The sequence below is a fragment of the Sphingobacteriia bacterium genome, from assembly GCA_017304685.1.
GTDB lineage: Bacteria > Pseudomonadota > Alphaproteobacteria > Rickettsiales > 33-17 > JAFKLR01.
The window spans coordinates 674,032-692,296 of sequence record JAFKLR010000004.1 but is presented as its reverse complement, the minus strand read 5'-3'; the positions used below and the strand labels follow the sequence as shown (position 1 = coordinate 692,296).

General features: G+C 28.3%; 16 protein-coding genes. 6 read left to right on the top strand and 10 right to left on the bottom strand.

What is annotated here, in order from left to right:
- The 4 genes from J0H68_08775 to traF form a co-directional block, all read left to right on the top strand.
- The coding region (locus J0H68_08775; protein ID MBN8828786.1) for an ankyrin repeat domain-containing protein at window positions 1-792 on the top strand (792 nt) is incomplete at its 5' end.
- Between the two features lie 187 nt (window positions 793-979).
- Window positions 980-1,672, top strand: a complete 693-nt coding sequence (locus tag J0H68_08770) for a hypothetical protein (protein ID MBN8828785.1) — start codon at window positions 980-982, stop codon at window positions 1,670-1,672.
- 14 nt (window positions 1,673-1,686) lie between these two features.
- Window positions 1,687-2,850 carry a hypothetical protein gene (locus tag J0H68_08765; GenBank protein ID MBN8828784.1) on the top strand — a complete coding sequence of 388 codons (1,164 nt, stop codon included), beginning with the start codon at window positions 1,687-1,689 and terminating at the stop codon, window positions 2,848-2,850.
- Window positions 2,851-2,918: 68 nt separating this feature from the next.
- Window positions 2,919-3,617, top strand: a complete 699-nt coding sequence (traF, locus tag J0H68_08760; protein MBN8828783.1) for a conjugal transfer protein TraF — start codon at window positions 2,919-2,921, stop codon at window positions 3,615-3,617.
- Window positions 3,618-3,662: 45 nt separating this feature from the next.
- On the opposite strand, the gene J0H68_08755 is transcribed toward traF, so the two are convergent.
- Complete coding sequence (locus tag J0H68_08755) at window positions 3,663-5,288, bottom strand: hypothetical protein (protein MBN8828782.1); 1,626 nt, start codon at window positions 5,286-5,288, stop codon at window positions 3,663-3,665.
- Between the two features lie 201 nt (window positions 5,289-5,489).
- The gene (locus tag J0H68_08750; GenBank protein MBN8828781.1) at window positions 5,490-7,169 is read right to left on the bottom strand and encodes a hypothetical protein; all 1,680 of its coding nucleotides are present in this window, start codon (window positions 7,167-7,169) and stop codon (window positions 5,490-5,492) included.
- Between the two features lie 198 nt (window positions 7,170-7,367).
- Here J0H68_08750 and ispG point away from each other — a divergent pair, with 198 nt between their 5' ends.
- Complete coding sequence (gene ispG, locus J0H68_08745; GenBank protein ID MBN8828780.1) at window positions 7,368-8,612, top strand: flavodoxin-dependent (E)-4-hydroxy-3-methylbut-2-enyl-diphosphate synthase; 1,245 nt, start codon at window positions 7,368-7,370, stop codon at window positions 8,610-8,612.
- Between the two features lie 3 nt (window positions 8,613-8,615).
- Here ispG and J0H68_08740 read toward each other — a convergent pair whose 3' ends face one another.
- The 6 genes from J0H68_08740 to J0H68_08715 all read right to left on the bottom strand — a co-directional run bounded on the left by J0H68_08740 (window position 8,616) and on the right by J0H68_08715 (window position 15,817).
- Window positions 8,616-9,863, bottom strand: a complete 1,248-nt coding sequence (locus J0H68_08740) for a hypothetical protein (protein ID MBN8828779.1) — start codon at window positions 9,861-9,863, stop codon at window positions 8,616-8,618.
- A 595-nt stretch (window positions 9,864-10,458) separates the two neighbouring features.
- Complete coding sequence (locus J0H68_08735) at window positions 10,459-13,053, bottom strand: hypothetical protein (protein MBN8828778.1); 2,595 nt, start codon at window positions 13,051-13,053, stop codon at window positions 10,459-10,461.
- Between the two features lie 129 nt (window positions 13,054-13,182).
- On the bottom strand, window positions 13,183-13,524 hold the full coding sequence (gene rsfS, locus J0H68_08730; GenBank protein MBN8828777.1) for a ribosome silencing factor: 342 nt from the start codon (window positions 13,522-13,524) through the stop codon (window positions 13,183-13,185).
- A 10-nt stretch (window positions 13,525-13,534) separates the two neighbouring features.
- Window positions 13,535-14,038, bottom strand: coding sequence for an rRNA maturation RNase YbeY (gene ybeY, locus J0H68_08725; GenBank protein ID MBN8828776.1), 504 nt, complete (start codon window positions 14,036-14,038; stop codon window positions 13,535-13,537).
- Window positions 14,031-15,380 carry a tRNA (N6-isopentenyl adenosine(37)-C2)-methylthiotransferase MiaB gene (gene miaB, locus J0H68_08720; GenBank protein ID MBN8828775.1) on the bottom strand — a complete coding sequence of 450 codons (1,350 nt, stop codon included), beginning with the start codon at window positions 15,378-15,380 and terminating at the stop codon, window positions 14,031-14,033. The genes ybeY and miaB overlap by 8 nt, the downstream gene beginning before the upstream one ends.
- 17 nt (window positions 15,381-15,397) lie before the next feature.
- The gene (locus tag J0H68_08715; GenBank protein MBN8828774.1) at window positions 15,398-15,817 is read right to left on the bottom strand and encodes a transcriptional repressor; all 420 of its coding nucleotides are present in this window, start codon (window positions 15,815-15,817) and stop codon (window positions 15,398-15,400) included.
- A gap of 116 nt (window positions 15,818-15,933) precedes the next feature.
- Here J0H68_08715 and tmk point away from each other — a divergent pair, with 116 nt between their 5' ends.
- On the top strand, window positions 15,934-16,566 hold the full coding sequence (gene tmk, locus J0H68_08710) for a dTMP kinase (GenBank protein ID MBN8828773.1): 633 nt from the start codon (window positions 15,934-15,936) through the stop codon (window positions 16,564-16,566).
- On the opposite strand, the gene J0H68_08705 is transcribed toward tmk, so the two are convergent.
- Entirely contained in the window at window positions 16,549-17,415 is an 867-nt protein-coding gene (locus J0H68_08705) for a hypothetical protein (protein ID MBN8828772.1), read from the bottom strand. The genes tmk and J0H68_08705 overlap by 18 nt on opposite strands.
- Entirely contained in the window at window positions 17,381-18,265 is an 885-nt protein-coding gene (locus tag J0H68_08700) for a TIGR01459 family HAD-type hydrolase (GenBank protein MBN8828771.1), read from the bottom strand. The genes J0H68_08705 and J0H68_08700 overlap by 35 nt, the downstream gene beginning before the upstream one ends.

Here is an 18,265-nt window from a genome sequence, read left to right as displayed (position 1 = left end):
AATCCTGACGAACAATTAATTAAAACAATGCTTAATAAGGGCGCAAATCCTAATGCTCAGAAAAGTACAGGCCGCACACCTCTTCATTTTGCTTGTAAAAAAGTTGGAACTGATAAAAGCAGACCACATGCTGATATAGCATCATTATTCGTTGATTATGGTGGCGATCCAACTATAAAAGATAATAATGGAATCACTCCTCAAGAGGAAATAAATAAAGGTAAACCACAGCAGATTGTTCAACAACCTGTACAACAACATTATGCACCACAACCCCAACCTGTAAATCAGGTTTCAGCTTACGCTCCCCAGTTGAATTCGCCAGCAATTAATATTAATAGCATTTCTAATAATAATCATACTGATGTTGTAAATGTAAAAGATCATTTAGGCAGAACTCCTATTTTCTACGCTGTAATGAGTCAAAATATTGATGCTGTTAAAGAGCTACTTAATAAAGGTGCTAAAATTGATCTGGAAGATGCTACAGGACTTAAACCTGCTAATTATGCTCGTGCTCTTAATAATGAAGAAATCATAAACGCTTTAGCTGAACATTCAATAAAGCAAGCTACTCAGAATATGGGTCAAAGCACAGCTAAACCTTTACCTCCTACTCCTCCTGCTAAGGCTCGCACTTCTACTACACCGCCAAAACCTGCACATATGGAAGCTCACCGAAATAAAGAAGTACCTACTTCTAGCTTAGGTAATTTAGCTCCTAAACCGTGCCCGACATTTAGATCGACAAATGAGGTAGGTAAAAAAAGTGGAAATGAACACGGTCATTAATTAAATATAACTGGGTAATATTCTTATTAAATATTACCCTTACCCTTCTCTTTTCTTCCATACAATTCTAATATTTCTTTAGTATCAAAAATCATTTTAATAACTTATAAATAATTCTATTGATTTAATGTTTTAACATGATTATTTATATAAAATACAACTTACAATTGATTACCTTGAGACTAAAATGCAAATTAGCGAAGAATTGAAAAATCAATATGAAAAGATTAGATTGAACAAATTAGATAAAGTAATAGTCAAATTTAAATTATTTTTAATATTAAGCGCAGTCCTTATTTTTAACTTATCTGTTATAAACTTTTACTTAGAACTCACGCATATTAATTATATTCATAATTTCTTTCTATATATAAGTTTTCTATGTTATCCCGCCATCTTTATACGATTAATTGAATTGAGTACTTTTGCGAACAGTAAGACTAAAATATTATGTTATCTAATTAATCATTTAATATTATTAACTATATATATCTTTAGTATTTTTAATTTATTCGCAATATTATTTGTTGACTCTACATCCATTGGAAATTCAAGTTTTCTAGAAAAGAAAAACCTGATTTTATTAATTCTAGTTTTACCTTTTGCTATATATTTTTTTATTAAACTATTAAATCATCTTTTTTATTTAATAAATCTATACAGAAAAGGGGAAATAACTTTAGCAAATATATTATCAATCTCAACTGATACTCAAAGAGACATTGCTGTAAAAGTTCAATATGAATTTATGGCAAAAGAAATAATATATAATCATTTAACTTACTTACCACATTCGCTTGTATCTCAATATATGACAGGCAAAAAAGAATGGTATATTGTGTACAATCCTTTAACCCCTACCCAACATCTATTAACTTAATAAAGTAGATTTAAATGAAAAAATATAAAAACCCTCAACATGCAGAACCCATTATTAACCCTATTTTTATTTGTCCCTTAGAAGAAAAATTTACTAATGAAATGTTTAAAGAGCAGGCAAAGGAACAAGGTTTATCAATAAACGTACCGAATGATTCAATCATGCATGGTATATTAGATATGAGTTTTGAAGCTTTAAAGGAAGCTCCTACAATAAAAGGTTTAAAAGGACTTGGAGTTGTATCTTATTCATTAGGCAGTTACTCATATTATTTAGATGAAAAAGATCTATATGGTCATGCTAATGCCGAAAGTATAGGGCATACTGTTACACAAGTTGCTTTTAATGCATCTGTTTCTACGGCAATAGGCACTGCTGTAAAACATTATGCTCCAAAATTATTTAAAATTACAAATGCAACCCCATATGGTATAGTAGCAGGTGTTGTAACCAGTGTAGGACTTGACGCAGTTATTAACGGCAAAAACGTATATGACAGATTGATAAGAGGGAAAATTGAATCAATTGGTGGCTTTTCTAAATTTTTTGCCTATAATCAAATTAAAACATTTTCCTCTGAAGACTTAGAATATATTTACTCTAAGAATATTACATTAGTTGATAAAACCCCTGTCCCATATAATTTTTATAAAAAAGGTATCTGCCCTGTACCAAAATTAATTGATGGTAGTTATTTATTAGGTAATTTATCGCATGACAAAAATGTAAGTAATAACTCCAACTTTGCTTATAAAATTATTTCGGATCCTACTTCCCCTTACTATCCTGATTATGTAAAACATGCATTTAATACTCCTTCAATTAGTTTATCAAGCTATGATAAGCTTTCATCTAGTGTAGGAAGTAATAACATCTGTACTTCATCCCAGCCTTCCGTTGTATGCGCTATGCCTAAAAATTTTGACTTTAGTAAAGCTGCATCTATTTCTAATTTAGGTGGTCATCAACATCATTCCTCTGCAAGTTCAAATAATAGCGCTTCAAAAGAATGTACCAAGTCTTCCTCAAGTATTCATTGCTCTTACGATAAATCTTTCGCAGGTTCATTTCACCACGAACATCACTCCTCCCATTCCTCTCACTCTTCACATTCTTCATCAACTTGTCACGATAGTTTTAGTGATAAATGTCATACAAATCATGATTGGGGTTTTTAAATGGGTCTTTGGTAATGATAAACTAATTATTAATCTTAATATTAATTAATATATAAAAAGGATATAAAATGAAAACCTTAATTACTTTAGTAACTATCTTAGTAGTATTATCTTTAGTTAGTTGCCAATCTTTAACTAACCATAATGAAATTACTGGTTATTTTAAAAAAAACTCTCAAGGTTGGGTATGGGTAGAGCAAACTAACCAACAAAAAATTGGTATGTTAGAAAATTATGAATCTTTGCCTACTGATCTTTTAGAAAAAAATAGCTATGCTCAAAATGAATTGAATAAAAAATTAAAAAATGTTTATGCTGACCCTACAGTTCAAAATATGCAAAATTACTTTTTATATGAAAAATATATAATTAATAACGGAGTAGATTTGAACACTAAAGAAGTTAATAATAAAGCAAAAGAATTTATAAGTCTTTTAAGTAAAGATCATGATTTTCTATATTTTACAATGAATAACTGCAAATTTTGTGTAAAATTTTATCCAACCGTTGAAAAGGTTGCAGCTAAACATGGTTTTAATATTGTAACTATTTCATCAAATGAAAGAACAAATAGTTATTTTAAAAACGCTGAATCAAATGTGGAATTATATAATCAACTAAATGTAAAAACAGTCCCGGCTTTATTTTTAATTGAACGTTCTACACAATCAATATATCCACTTACTCGTAGCAGTTCAGTTTCAAAAAATGATTTAGAAAAGAATATTATTTTAACTTTAAAAGGCAAAAAAATTAAAAGCGAATAATATATAATTTAATTATATAAAAGCTAGTGGCTGAGTTTATTAAATTTACTTTTGATTACCTAATTCCTGAGGTTTAAATAAATTCACTAAATCGTCTTTGAGGGTTTTAAAGGTATGAGTAGATATTGAGCTTTTTTCTGTAACAATATCTGCTCTTTTTTTAGCTTCAGTAATAATTTTGTTGCAGTTAGCAATCCTTTCTCTAACCTCTTTTATCATGCGTGGAATATCTTGTTCAGGAAACATTGTAGGAAGCCCATCAGTTTTTGGTATATATTTTTTACATTCTTTCGCAAATTCTTTTATTTCACTTTCAAAGCAATTTTCTTTAGATGCTAATTCTTTAAATTTATCTATAACTTCATCTGGCCATGCACGATTAACTTTTACAAACAAATCGTGAGTATAAGTATCAATTATTTTTTCCTTCAATGTCGCTGAAAATTTTCTATCAGCAATAAAATTTAAATTCTCTTCATTATTAAAGAAATGTTGAAGCTCATATTGCCTACCATTATAAACTCCAAGGCCTTTATTAATTTCATTAACAATTTTTTCGTAATCTTTTTTAATTTCAATATAAAAATTTATTTTACTATTAAAATCGCTAGAATCTTTAGAGCCATCTACTATAACTTTTAATGATGCTAGTGTAGAGCCAAAAGCCTCCGGGTTATTTTTCACAAATTCAGGATCAATTTTACTATTTTTTAATTCTAACTGATAAAATTCTTTTAATAATTCTATATCTTTCGTTCTTTTTATAAATTTTTGTAATTGAGGTTCTGATAGTTTTAAATTTGCTTTCTCAATTAATCCGGTAACATAACTCGCTAACCCTTTTGGATCAATAAAGTTTCTTACATTATCATATTCAATTTCGTTTTTTTTACTCATAAGAATATTAGCACCGATTGCAGTAGGTATGACTCCTAATAATCCTACTGCCGATAATATTCCAAATATTAGAGGTGAAGAAATAAAAGCAAAAGGTATGGAAATTGCACCTACTAAACCAAGTGCTACTGATAAAATTATTAAAGTAATTCCCCATCCTAAATATTTTTTTTCTTTAGGGGTCATATTACGACCAAGTCTTTTTTGATGCTTATTTAAATAGTCAATTGTAGCGGCTCTATATTCAAGTAATGGATCAATCAATTGATTCACAAATTGCTCATCACGATTAAATTTATACATTAAACTCTTTTTTAATTGTTGGATTTCTTGCTCATTCAATTCTTTTTTTATTGGATATTTATGCCCAAACAATAAAGTATCAAGGTTTTCAAGAAAATAATAATCTTTAACAGCAGTTATCGAGTTTAAAAAAGGTGCAAATTTACCTTCCGAATCTAATTCTTTTATTTTTTTACAAGCGTAATTTATTTGTTCATTAGATATTTCAGAGATTGAATTCAAATTTTCTGCTTTACTTAATTTAAACCAATTATTTGGATTACTATTAATATATTCGACATATTCATTATATGTGTCTACTATAGATTTATCATCATATTCAATTTTATTATAAAACTCATTTAATTGCTTTTTTGTTTGTGAATCAGCATACTTCGCACTATTCATAGCATTTTTATAACCTGCAAAAGCAATAAATTCGATAAGCTTTTTTATCTTTTTTTCTTTATCAGTAAGTTTTACTGTAACCATTATAATACCTAATATTTTTCTGTTGTATTAATATTTTAACATAATTTTAAAGCTATTTTTATAGAAATTTACAAGAAATTAGGCTTAAAATTAATTTTTATATAACAATCAAATGCTTATAATGATTTCGAATAATAAAAAAATATATTAAGACCTTACATGTATAGTTTGATACTCCCAAACTTTTATTTAAGATTAATATTATTTTTGATTATTTACTTCTTGTGATTTAGATAATGCTACAAGGTCTTTACTAAGCTCTTTGAATGCATAATCTGATATTAAGTTATTTCTATCTCTAGCATTCGCTCTTTGTTTAGCTTCAGCAATAATATTATTACAATTACCGATTCTTTCCCTAGCTTCTATTATTAAATTTGAGATATCATCAATATTCATATTACTAGACACATATTGTTCACATTCCTTAGCAAATTGCTTAATTTCATTCTCAGAATAGCTTTCTTTAGAAACTAGTTCTTTAAACTTATCTATTAAAGGATTTGGAAATTGATCACTCACTTTCATAAACTTATTATAAGTGTATGCGTCAACTATAATCTCTTTTAATGTTTCTTCTAATTTATTATTGGATATTAAATAGGCAATTTGTTCTTTGCTAAACGGCCCTTCGCCATCACCCCTTAACTTGAAAGGCTCTTCTAAACTTTTATTAATTTCCTCTACTATTTTTTGATAGTCTTTGATAACTTCAATATATAATTGTGATTTATTATTAAAATCTTTGGCATCTTTAGAACTATCAACAATTGTTTTTAACGCTACAATTACAGATTTATATATTTCCTGGTTATTTTTTATGAATTCCATATTGATTTCACTATTTTTGAAATGAACTTCATAAAATTCTTTTAATGAATTTATACCCTTCGTTTTTCTAATAAAATTCTGTAATTGCGATTCTGATAAATTTAAATTATTACTTTCTATTAAAGCGCTAATATATCTAGCCAAATTTTTAGGATTTATAAAAGCATTTACACTTCCTTCGTTAATTTCTCTAACTTTAATAAAGTAATGTTCAGGTCCTATTACAATAGTAGATATCCCTGAAAGTACACATGCAACACCTATTATCGCTCCTTTTTTTAGGCTAGCTGCTAACATTATATCAAGAGCTGAACCTGGAATTAATAAACCCGCTTTTAATGCTACTCCTATATTATAAACAGGAGTAAACATAATTACAGGAGCAATTATTAAAAGCACAATTGAAACTATTATACATACAATTCCTAATATATAATATTTTCTTTCTTCAGGCGTCATCTTATGCCCTAGTTTTCCTTTACGCTTATTTAAACAACCTACTGTTGCTGCTCTATATTCTAATATTGGTTCAATTAATTGATCAACAAACTGGTCATCACGCTTAAATATTTCTTTTAATCTTCCTTTTAATTCATCAATATCTTCTTGTTCTAATTTTTCTTTAATTGGGTACACATTACCAAATATTATTGCATCAAGATTTTCAAGGTGCTTAGGATTTTTGAAAGCTTTTATTGAATTTAAAAAAGGCTCAAAATTACCTTCACTATCTAACTGTTTAATTTTACTACAAGCAAAATCAAAACCATATTCTGTTAAGTGCCATTTTGAACATTTAGATATATCATTAACAGTATTTAATTTGTAACCTTCAGACTGGGGCTCATTGTTATAATATTTAACGAACTCATTATATATTCTTACTATTGAATTTTTATCAATTTCTATTTTATTATAAAAATCCTTTAGTAATTCTTTATGATTTTTATCTCGATTCTGCTCCATACATTCTATAAGTTCTAGATAAGCAACAAATTCAATAAGTTCTTTTATTTCTTTTTTATTTGCTGAATGCTTTTCCTTTGACATATCATAACCTAATTTTTACAAAAATATAAATGCATTAACATAATTTACAATTATTTTTATATAAATTTGTTAAAGTAGAACCTAAACTAGGATTTTGACAGTAAAGACAATTATTTATGACAAATTCATTAACCATTAAAAACCTTGACCAATTCACCTAGTTTTAATATCATAATTAACCAAATATTAAGGTATACCATGGTAGCTCTTCCTGAAATAAAACGTCACAAAACTCATAAAGTAAAAGTTGGCAATGTCTATGTTGGTGGCGACTCACCTATTGTGCTTCAAAGCATGACAAACACTGACACTGCAGATGTCGAATCATCTGTTAAACAAGTTATTGAACTTGCTGATGCAGGATCTGAAATTGTACGTTTAACCGTTAATAATGATGAAGCTGCTAAAGCAATACCTTTAATTAAAAATAAACTTTTATCTTTAGGTTATAATGTACCCCTTGCAGGATGTTTTCATTATAATGGCCATAAACTTCTTACCGATTACACAGAACTTGCTGAAAGTTTAGATAAATATCGTATTAATCCAGGAAATGTTGGATTTGGTGAAAAAAGAGACAAACAGTTTGAAGTTATAATTAACCTTGCAATTAAACACCAAAAAGCAGTTAGAATTGGCGTGAATTGGGGGAGCCTAGATCAGGCACTCTCTCAAAAATTAATGGACGACAATGCTAAAAGTAGTAATCCTGTTGATGCTGATAGTATACTTAGAGAAGCCTTAATTATGTCCGCTCTTACAAGCGCTGACAAAGCTATTGAATTAGGTTTAAAACCAGAACAGATTATTCTTTCTTGTAAAGTTAGCCGCCCGCAAGATTTAATAGCAGTTTATAGAGAACTTGCTAATCGTTCAAATTACGCTTTACATTTAGGCCTTACAGAAGCAGGAATGGGAGTTAAAGGTATTGTTGCAAGTACTGCAGCTTTATCGGTACTTTTGCAAGAAGGAATTGGGGATACAATTAGAGTTTCACTTACCCCTCGTCCTGGCGAACCAAGGTCACAAGAAGTTATAGTTTGTAGAGAAATATTACAATCATTAGGATTTAGAACCTTTACCCCGCAAGTAACAGCTTGCCCTGGTTGTGGCAGAACTACTAGCACATTTTTCCAAGACTTGGCCTTAAACATTCAAACCTTCTTAGATTCTTCGATGCCCATTTGGAAAGAACAATACAAAGGAGTTGAAAACTTAAAAGTAGCTGTAATGGGTTGTATTGTAAATGGCCCTGGTGAAAGTAAACATGCAGATATTGGTATAAGTTTACCTGGGACTGGTGAATCACCTACAGCACCGGTATTTATTGATGGTGAAAAGGCATATACCTTACGCGGCGAAACAATTGCCGAAGAATTTAAAACAATAGTAGAAAACTACGTTAAAGCTAAATATAGCCAATTAGAAACAGCCGATATTTAATAATTATTTTTTTATTATATCGTTCTTTTCTTTATTCTCTTTTAATTTAGCAGTGCTCATTGAAGTGCTTTTTGAGTTTTGCTGTGAATCATCTATTTTCATTTTATCATTTAAAGTTTTCATCGACTCTTTTAAAGCCTGTTTATCGTTAGTTTTATTTTGAGGCTTTTTATCATCAACTTCTTTTAAACCCTGAGATTTAAGAGATTGAGCTTTATCCATCACTTCTTCAATCCAATGAGGCTTTGCATTCTTCCTGTCGTTTTCTATTTTTTCAAAGGTAGCTTTTGTCTCTGTTCTAAGGTCTTCCATAAATTTTTTAGAATCTTCATGAAATTGTTGAATTTTTTCTTCCATTGTAGGTTGAGAAGCTTTATAAGCATTATATCTTTCAACCGATTTATTTACTCTATCTTTTAAAGCATTCATTTCAGCTTTTCTTTCATTAGTAAAACCTTCAGTTTGAGCGAGCCTATCATAAAAATTTGACTGTTCCTTTGGTTTATTACTTTGTTGTGGTTTAATTTGCTCAGGTAGCTTTGTAACTGTTTCTTGACTTTGAGATTTCTGAGGTTGAATATTTTTTTTAGGTTCAGTTAATTCAAGGGTTGTTATTGAATTTTCAATTTTACCACTTTTTACCTTAATTTCCGTACCTTTTCCTACACCTTCAATATTTTGTGCATTTGAAACTTCAACTTTTACATCCATCCCTAATGATTTAGTAATATTTTCTAATTGTTTTACTGTAGTTAAAGCTTCAGGTGTTTCAAGACCTTCAATCATTTTAGTTAGATTACTACCTTTAATAACATTATTCTCAACTGCTTTATGCACTTCATCAGTTTTACCCTGGTCAATTTTGTTTAGTAAACTATTCTTAGCGAATTTTTGAATAGAAGTCATTTGACTCATATGTTCATACATTGGTACTCCACGCGGAGGATTATTCATATTTTCAAGTTGATATTGTAATAATTTTGAAGCTGCCTGTTCATTTAATTTTGGTTGAATTTGAGTAAGCTTCCATATGGCTTCAGTATCTTTTTTATTAATTAAACTTTCCATAGCTTTACTTGCTACTTCTTCAGAAAGATATTCTTTCTTTTTATCATCAAAGTATTTTTTGTTATTCGGATCTAAAAAATCATTTAGAACAGCTTGACGATCTTTCATTCCTTTATTAGTTTGATCAACAGCTTCTAAAAATAATTTTTCTCTTTCCTTTTGGCTTAATTTTGTAACTTTCATAATATTACATCTATATTAAAATTTTTACTTATATATAATATTATAAACTATTTTTTATATAGTAACTAGTATTTTAAGTTACTGTTTTTTGATGATAAAAGAATTTAATGATAGGAAAAGGTAAGGGTCTAATACTAATTTAGACCCCGATCAAGGACTAACGTGTTAAATAACATATACTACTAATAATTATTAAACTTATCATGCTTACGCTAATAAACTTAAAATTAATTTTAGCTACTTTAACTTTACTGATTTTATTATTTCTCATTCTTATACTCCTTTTCACTTATAAAAACTTGATTAGGAACTTAAGTTTTGCGGTTAATGTGTCTTTAATATGTTTTGGGATGCAATTTGGAATTTAATAGTTATAATTTCTTGCCTACCCTTCCTAATTTTTTATACTAATATAATTCAGAATACTTACATAGTTTCTTATAATAATTTTAAAACTTTAAATTTATTCTAAACTTAATAATCTACGCTGATATTAAAATATTAACATAACTAAAATGTAAGGTGTATATAATTTTTAATTAAATTCATCTCACACTATTTAAACTACTGATTGACATAAATTAATAATTTCAACTTACCGTTTAGCTTTACTATTTTCTAAAATTTCTTTCATCTTATCTTTACTAACAGTAGAGTTTTTAGAGGTAGTTTTCTTTTTATCAACCTTTAATTTATCAATTGATTTAACCAGTTTTTCTCTACTTTTCTCACTTAAGCCACTTTTTAAATCCTCTAATATTCCTTCAAATTTTTTCTCATCTACTTTTTGGGAAGTTTTTACAAGGTTAGACGTAATTTTTTTAGCTTTACCCTTTTCAATATCTTTATCTAAAGATTCAATAGCAAGTCTTTGAATTTTTGAAATTTTGGCAATATTTTCTGCCGCGGTTAATGGATCAAGATCATTATTAGAAAACTTTTCTAAAGAATACTGAAGTAATTTAGTAGCAGTTTTTTCACTCAATTTAGGTTCAGCGTTCATAAGTTTAGTTAATAAATCTAAATTATCATTTTCTATTGCCATATTTATGGCTTTATCCATAATTTTAGGAGAAATAAATCCTTTCTTATTAAAATTAGCTACATTTTTTGGATCAAAAAATTTATTTAAAATATCGTGATCTTCTTGCCTAACTGCTTTTAAAAACACTTCCTGTCTTTTACTTTGTGATAATTTATTTATATCCAAACTATCATAACCTAAATCAACTAAATTTCTTAACCCTTCAGATAAACTAACTTTTTTTAAACAACCTGCTTTATCAAGTAATTTTTGTAATTTCTCTGGATGGATATTTTTAGTATTTACAGTTTTTTCAAAAGGAATTTTAATCGCATCTTTTACTCCATATCTTGCTTCGATTTGTTTGTTCATTTGAACAACTGTTGCAATTATTCCTTCTGCAACCATTTGCGAACAGAATTTTTTATCTTTTGTAGAAATATCTGAAAAATATTGTTCATGAATAGCTGCATCGTTTCTTTTATGTTTATAAGGATTTAATTTTCTAAAAGCTTTCACCACTCCTAAATCTTTGATGCCCGCCATAAATCGCATTTTATTACTGTTTTCAACTTCAGAAAAATTACTCTTTAATTGTTTGTGCATTTCATTTTGGTTATATTGAAATACATCATTTAATTCTTTTATATTCAAACCTTCTTTCTGAAGTTGATTTTTAATTTGTGGTGAAATTAAACTAGTTACATCAACTCTGTATACGTCACTTTCAACTAAATCTTTCATTGAAGCTTGAGTTTTTGCATATTCACTATAAATTTCGGAAACTTTTAAATTATCATCTTTTTTAACTATATTTGCAGCATGCTTATATTTTGATACAAATTTTTTAGTTAAACCAATTTCTGCTTCATAAGATGAACCAGGAATTCCTGGTTTAAATTTTTTATCTCTAAATTCTTCTGCTTTACTAATTTTAGTTAAAGTGACATCACCAGTATTTAATGATTTGGTATATTCCTGATTAACTTGAGCAATTGTTTCCTTAAAATTAATTATCATATCCATATATTTATTATTTATTGGTACATCTCTATCTTTAAATTCGTTTATAAGCTCACTCATATCATCTAAGCGATCGATATAACCTAAATCAGTAATTGTAAGCTTCTCATTATTTTTAATTTTATTAGCTATTGCTTCATATTTTTCTATTTTTTGTACTTTAAAACTAAATGATCTTGCTTTATCAATTCCACCTTTATATTTAGTTACAAAGTAATTATCTTTTTCTTTAAGTACTTTTGAAAGCCTGTTATTAAAATCTTTATCGCCTGCGATTTTATTTAGCATTTCACCTACTAATTCTTTTTCAGAGGAAGTTAAATAACGACCTTTATTTAAATGATGAAGGCATTTAATAAATTCTTTCTCTTTAGGTGATAATAACTCTCCTTTTCCTCTTTCATTGCTTAATTTTATTTCGCTATTTAATTCGTTTAACTTATTATCCGCTAATTCAGCAAGTTCCTTTATATCAAAAATTTTTTGAATTAAGGGATCAGCCATACTATTCGATCTAGCTACTTTTAATTGCGCTTTTAAATCTGATTCACGCGCATCAAAATATAGTTCGGCTATTTCTAATATTTCTCTATCGCTTTCTTGTAATGGCGCTTTAAGATTTTTAAAATATTCCTTATATTGAACAAATATTTGATCGCGTCCAACTACATCTTCAATACCTAGTTTTCCAACGTTTTTAACATCAATATTATAAGGCTCCTCTTCAGACGCTTCTAATACTTTAGTTACTTCTTTAAGAAATGTTTTGGTGTTTTGAGAATCATATTCTAAGAATTCACCACGTGAGGAAAAAAGATTTTGTTTAAATATTTCATATCGTGGAAGGTTTTTATAGTCATCTTGTTTTTGTTTTAATTCATAGTAGCTTTGCTCATCGAAGCCGTGCATTTTTATCAAAGCTTTTTTTAAATTATTTTCAATAATCTCTTTAGAGTCAGTATTTTTTAACCCCTGTTTAGAAAATGCTGAATGCAAATCCTCAGAGAGATGATTTATAATGACATCGATAGTTGCTACATTTCTAACAATTGAACCGCCAAGGCGCTTTAATTTATTTTGAACTAAATCTTCTGCTTTTTTCTGTATTTTAGAATTAAGCTCATTATTTAAAGTAGTAACCATTTCAATAACCTAAACTTATTACATTTATATTAATATTTTAACATATTTTATATATATGTAATAATTTATTATAGGCAATTATAGACTTATAAATTTAAGCTATTGATTTTTAGAGCTTTAAATTATTATTTATTCTCTTGGAAGCTTAACATTCCAAAGATCTTCAATTTTATAATGTTCTCTAATAGGTTGTTGAAATATATGTATAATTATATCAAAGCAATCCACTAACACCCATTCTGCTTCGTCTAATCCTTCAACGTTAACAATAGTTTTATAATTTGTTTTCATGTGCTGTGCTATTTTTTCACCAAGTGTTGCCACATGCTTTTTATTCAAACCTGTTGCTACAATCATAAAATCGGCAAAATCACTTTTTCCTTTTAAATCAACAACTAGGATCTCTTCTCCTTTTTCATTATCGAGTAAGTCTTTAAGTTCATTAGCTAAATTTAATGTATTATTTTTCATATTTTCCTCTTTATTTTTCTTTATAAGGTGATGGTATATTCTTTAAAGCTAATATTTTCTCTTCTAATCCTTCCATTATTAATGCATCTTCTTCTATTTCATGATCATAACCTAATAAATGTAAAGTCGAATGAACCATTAAATGGATAAAATGATTCTTTATAAGCTTATTCTCTTCCCTTGCTTCTTTTTTCAATGTATCGACTGATAGTATAATATCACCGAGTAATATATAGTTATTAAATATATATGAATCTACAGATTGCTTAAGTAAATCATGCGCAGGGAAAGAAAGCACATTTGTAGGTTTATCTTTGTTTCTATATTCCCTATTTAATTCCTGTATATATTTATCATCACATATCGTAATTGAAAGCTCAATTATATTAGCTTTTTTAAGTTTATTAGATGTTTTAATTGTAAGTTTTACAATATCATCTACTAACTTTTTGTAACCGCTAATTATATCAGAAATTTTAGTTTTACTAATATAATCAATACTTAGTTCAAGCATCTTCCTTAACCAATTCTGCTGCAAGTGAATTTGAAAACAATTCAGAGATTTTTACATCTAATATTTTGCCTATTAAATTAGTTTCAGATTTCACATGAACTGATTGCATATATGGAGTTTTTCCAACATATTGCCCGTCATATTTACCAGTTTTTTCAAATAATACTGGCATAATAAGACCTATAGAATTTTTATTAAACTCTGTTTGTTGGAAGCTTATAAGTTCTTGAAGTTTTGCAAGTCTTTCTGCTTTAATCCTTTCAGGAACTTGGTTATCCATTATAGCGGCAGGAGTTCCAGGACGTTTGCTATATTTAAATGAGTAGCTTTGAGCAAAATTTACATGGCGCACAAGATCCATTGTATCTTCAAAATCTTGGTCAGTTTCTCCAGGGTAACCTACTATGAAATCAGAAGAAAAGCTCAAATCTGGGCGTGCTTTTCTTAAATTTTCTATAGCATAAAAATATTGTTCTCTTGTATATTTTCTATTCATATCCTTTAAAATTTTATTTGAACCGGACTGAACAGGTAAATGTAAAAACGGCATTAATTTTGGTTCACTTCCATGAATTTCAAAAAATTCTTCATTAATGTCACTAGGATGCGAAGTAGTGTATCTAATACGTTCTAATCCACTGATTTTAGCAAGTATTTTTATAAGTTTTGGTAAGCTTATTTCGCCTTCAGTTGAAATTCCATGATAAGCCGATACATTTTGACCAAGTAATGTAATTTCTTTAGCCCCTTGCTCAACTAACCTATTTGCTTCCCTATAAATCTGTTCAACTGGACGAGAAAATTCTGCGCCACGAGTGTAAGGGACGATACAATATTTACAAAATACGTCACAACCTTCTTGTATAGTTAAAAATGCTGAAAATCCTTGAGGAGCTGCTTCTTCAGGAAGCGCATCAAATTTTGAGTCTGAAACAAAGTCAAGATTTATAGCGTGTTTATCGTGATCACGGATAATTTTTGTTACAAGTTCTGGTAAGGTTGCAAAAGATTGAGGACCTACTACAATATCAACAAAAGGTGCTCGTTTAAAAATTTCATCACCCTCAGCTTGGCTTACACAACCTGCTACAGCTATAAGCATGTTGTTGCCATTCGCTTTCTTCTTATCTTTAAACTGCTTAATTCTGCCAAGTTCTGAATAAACTTTTTCCGCTGCCTTTTCTCTAATATTGCAAGTATTTAAAATTACCATATCTGCTTCAGATACCTGTTCGGTTTGCTCATACCCAAATGGTCGCATTAAATCTGCCATTTTAATCGAATCATACACATTCATCTGACAGCCATAAGTAACTATCATTAATTTCTTTTTAGCTTGCATATCAGTAATAGCTTCTTTCATTTTTCCTCTTCTTCCAATGGGATACCATATAATTCAAGTCGATGATCGACTAATCTATAACCTAATTCTTTTGCTATAATAGCTTGTAATTTTTCAATTGCTTCGTTTTGAAATTCAATTACCTTACCTGTTTTTAGATCAATTAAATGATCATGATGAGATTCTTGAATTTCTTCATATCTCGCTCTACCGTCACGAAAATCATGTTTTTCAATAATTTCTTCCTCTTCAAATAGCTTCACAGCACGGTAAACTGTAGCAATGCTTATATTTCTATCTATTTGTGAGGCGCGCCTATATAATTCTTCAACATCTGGATGATCGCTAGATTCAGATATTACTTGAGCAATTATCTTTCTTTGCTCTGTAAGCTTAATACCTTTATTTACAAGCAATTTCTCAATTTTGTTAGGCATTATACTAATCTCGTGACATTTATTAAAGAAAAAAATATAAAATTTAGTTTGTAAACACCGTATTAATAACCTAGTATATTCCTTTTGGCAATAAATTAACCAATTAATAATAAAGAATGCAGAAAAATTACCCAAAATTTATTACTTTTGAAGGTATTGACGGAGTCGGTAAATCCACCCAAGCTGAATTATTGGGTAAATATCTTAATAATAAAGGAATTAATACTGTAAAGACTCGTGAACCTGGTGGCACACCTAATGCCGAAAATATTAGAAACCTTATTTTGCAAAACAATTTTGAAGCTTTGACAGAAGTCTTATTATTTCAAGCTGCAAGGGTTGAACATATTAATAATTTAATAAAACCTAGTATAAGCGAAGGTAAAATTGTTATTTCTGACCGTTATATAGATTCTACTATCGTATATCAGGGTTTAAATGGCGTAGCAATGGATGAGATATTAAATATTCATAAGATTACTACCGATAATTTTTTCCCAGATTTAACTTTTCTTCTTATAGCTGATATTAGTGAGACAATTAGTAGAATTGACGCTCGCCCTCAAAACAAAAATCGTTTTGATAAAATGACTAAGGAAGATTTTTTACTTATTCAAGAAAAATTCCTTCATTTAGCAACTATTTTTAAAGAAAGAATAGTGGTAATTAATGCGAATTTATCAGCAGAATATACCCATCAGCAAATAGTAAATTATTTGGAAAATGGAATATTACTCGATTCTTTCTAATACAAATTTATTATAGGTTTCAACATCTAAATCATTTGCTTTAACTAAGTCATTTTTAAAAAGCTCAATTTCTCCTAAATTTTTAAAAATGCTAGCTCTCTTCAGATAAATTAAAGAAGCTTCTTGATGGTAACTTTTATGCCTTGCCTCTAAATTTATAACTGCTTCTTTTAAATATTTAATAGCAATTTCAACATCTTCAATATTAAGGGCAATTAAAGCATCTGCTATATTTTTCCTGTGTGAATTAATTTTTAAAATATCTAATATTTTTTTAGCTTCAGTAAAAGTTTTTATTTCTACAAGCTTTATAGCCTTATCTAATAAATCTACTTCTTTATTTTGTACTAACACCTCAGAATTTAAAGTAGCAAATTTTATATATTCTCTTTCATATCGAAATTGAGGAGCATAACCTTTATTAGTACGAATTAGTAATAAATCGCTATTAAAATTTATTTCATAATTTTCATTAAGCTTACTTAACTGAGCTATATATTTTTGCTTACTATTTTCAGTATCAGACGCAAATATTAATGATTTTATAGCTATAGTATTTAAGTGATCTTGAAATATGGCTTTCTCATAAATTTCTATTGCTTTTTGTTTATCTTGTAAAAGAAAGTAACAATCTGCCAATAAATTATAAGCATAAGATTGTTCAAAATGAAAATAACTATGGAATCTATTTACTAGCTTTATTGCTTCATTTACAGAAATTAAATTTTCAATTTCCGTGTTTGTTAAATATTCTATGTTTTTATTATAATCAACAAAATCGCTTTCTTTTAAATTAAGCGCGGTAGTATTGATTTTACATTTTATATTTTTTAAATTCTTTAAAATCATGAATTACATATGTTGGTTTAGCTTTATATTTTACACATAATTTATTATAGTTTTGTAAGACCTGCTCATCACTGATATTACTCCCTACATCTTTTGCAAAAATTCCTTGCGTAACTAAACACGAATCAATGCCATAATTATTAGCTCCAAGAATATCCGTATAAAAACTATCTCCAACAGCTAAAACTTTATTTAAAGGAAACTTATACTCAGTTACAATATATTCATAAATTTCTTTATAAGGCTTGCCGAAATATTGAACTTTTCCACCTAGCTCTATGTATTTTTCGGCCAATTTACCTGCACAATCGATAACCTCTCCCGTTTGTTTCACTACGACTAAATCTGGATTTACGCAAATCATTATTTTTTGATCTTTTATCGCAGGTTTAAAAACTTCTTCTTCAATATTTCTATCTCTTTCATCAAAAAATGGGCCATGATTAAGAATAAAATTTGCTTCATTTATATTTTCAATTTTTTGATAGCCTAAATCATCTATCATTCCTAAATCTTTTGTAGTACCAATAAAGTAATAATTTTTATCTTTTGGGTTTATTATATGAGTTAATAAATTCTTTTTTAAATATTGATAAAAAGTTTCACCAGATGTAGTTAAAGCGTTGTATAAGTTGGACGAAACATTAAGGTTTTGAAGAGTAACAATTGCTTTTTCGCTTCGTCTTGGTCCATTTGAAATAAAATGCACTTTTTTATTATTTTCTTTTAAAAAATATAAAAATTCTATAACACCTGGATATAAATTAGTTCCATCATGAATAACACCCCATAGATCTAATAAAAATAGATCGTAATTTTTTGAAATGTCTTCAAATGAACTTATTTTCAT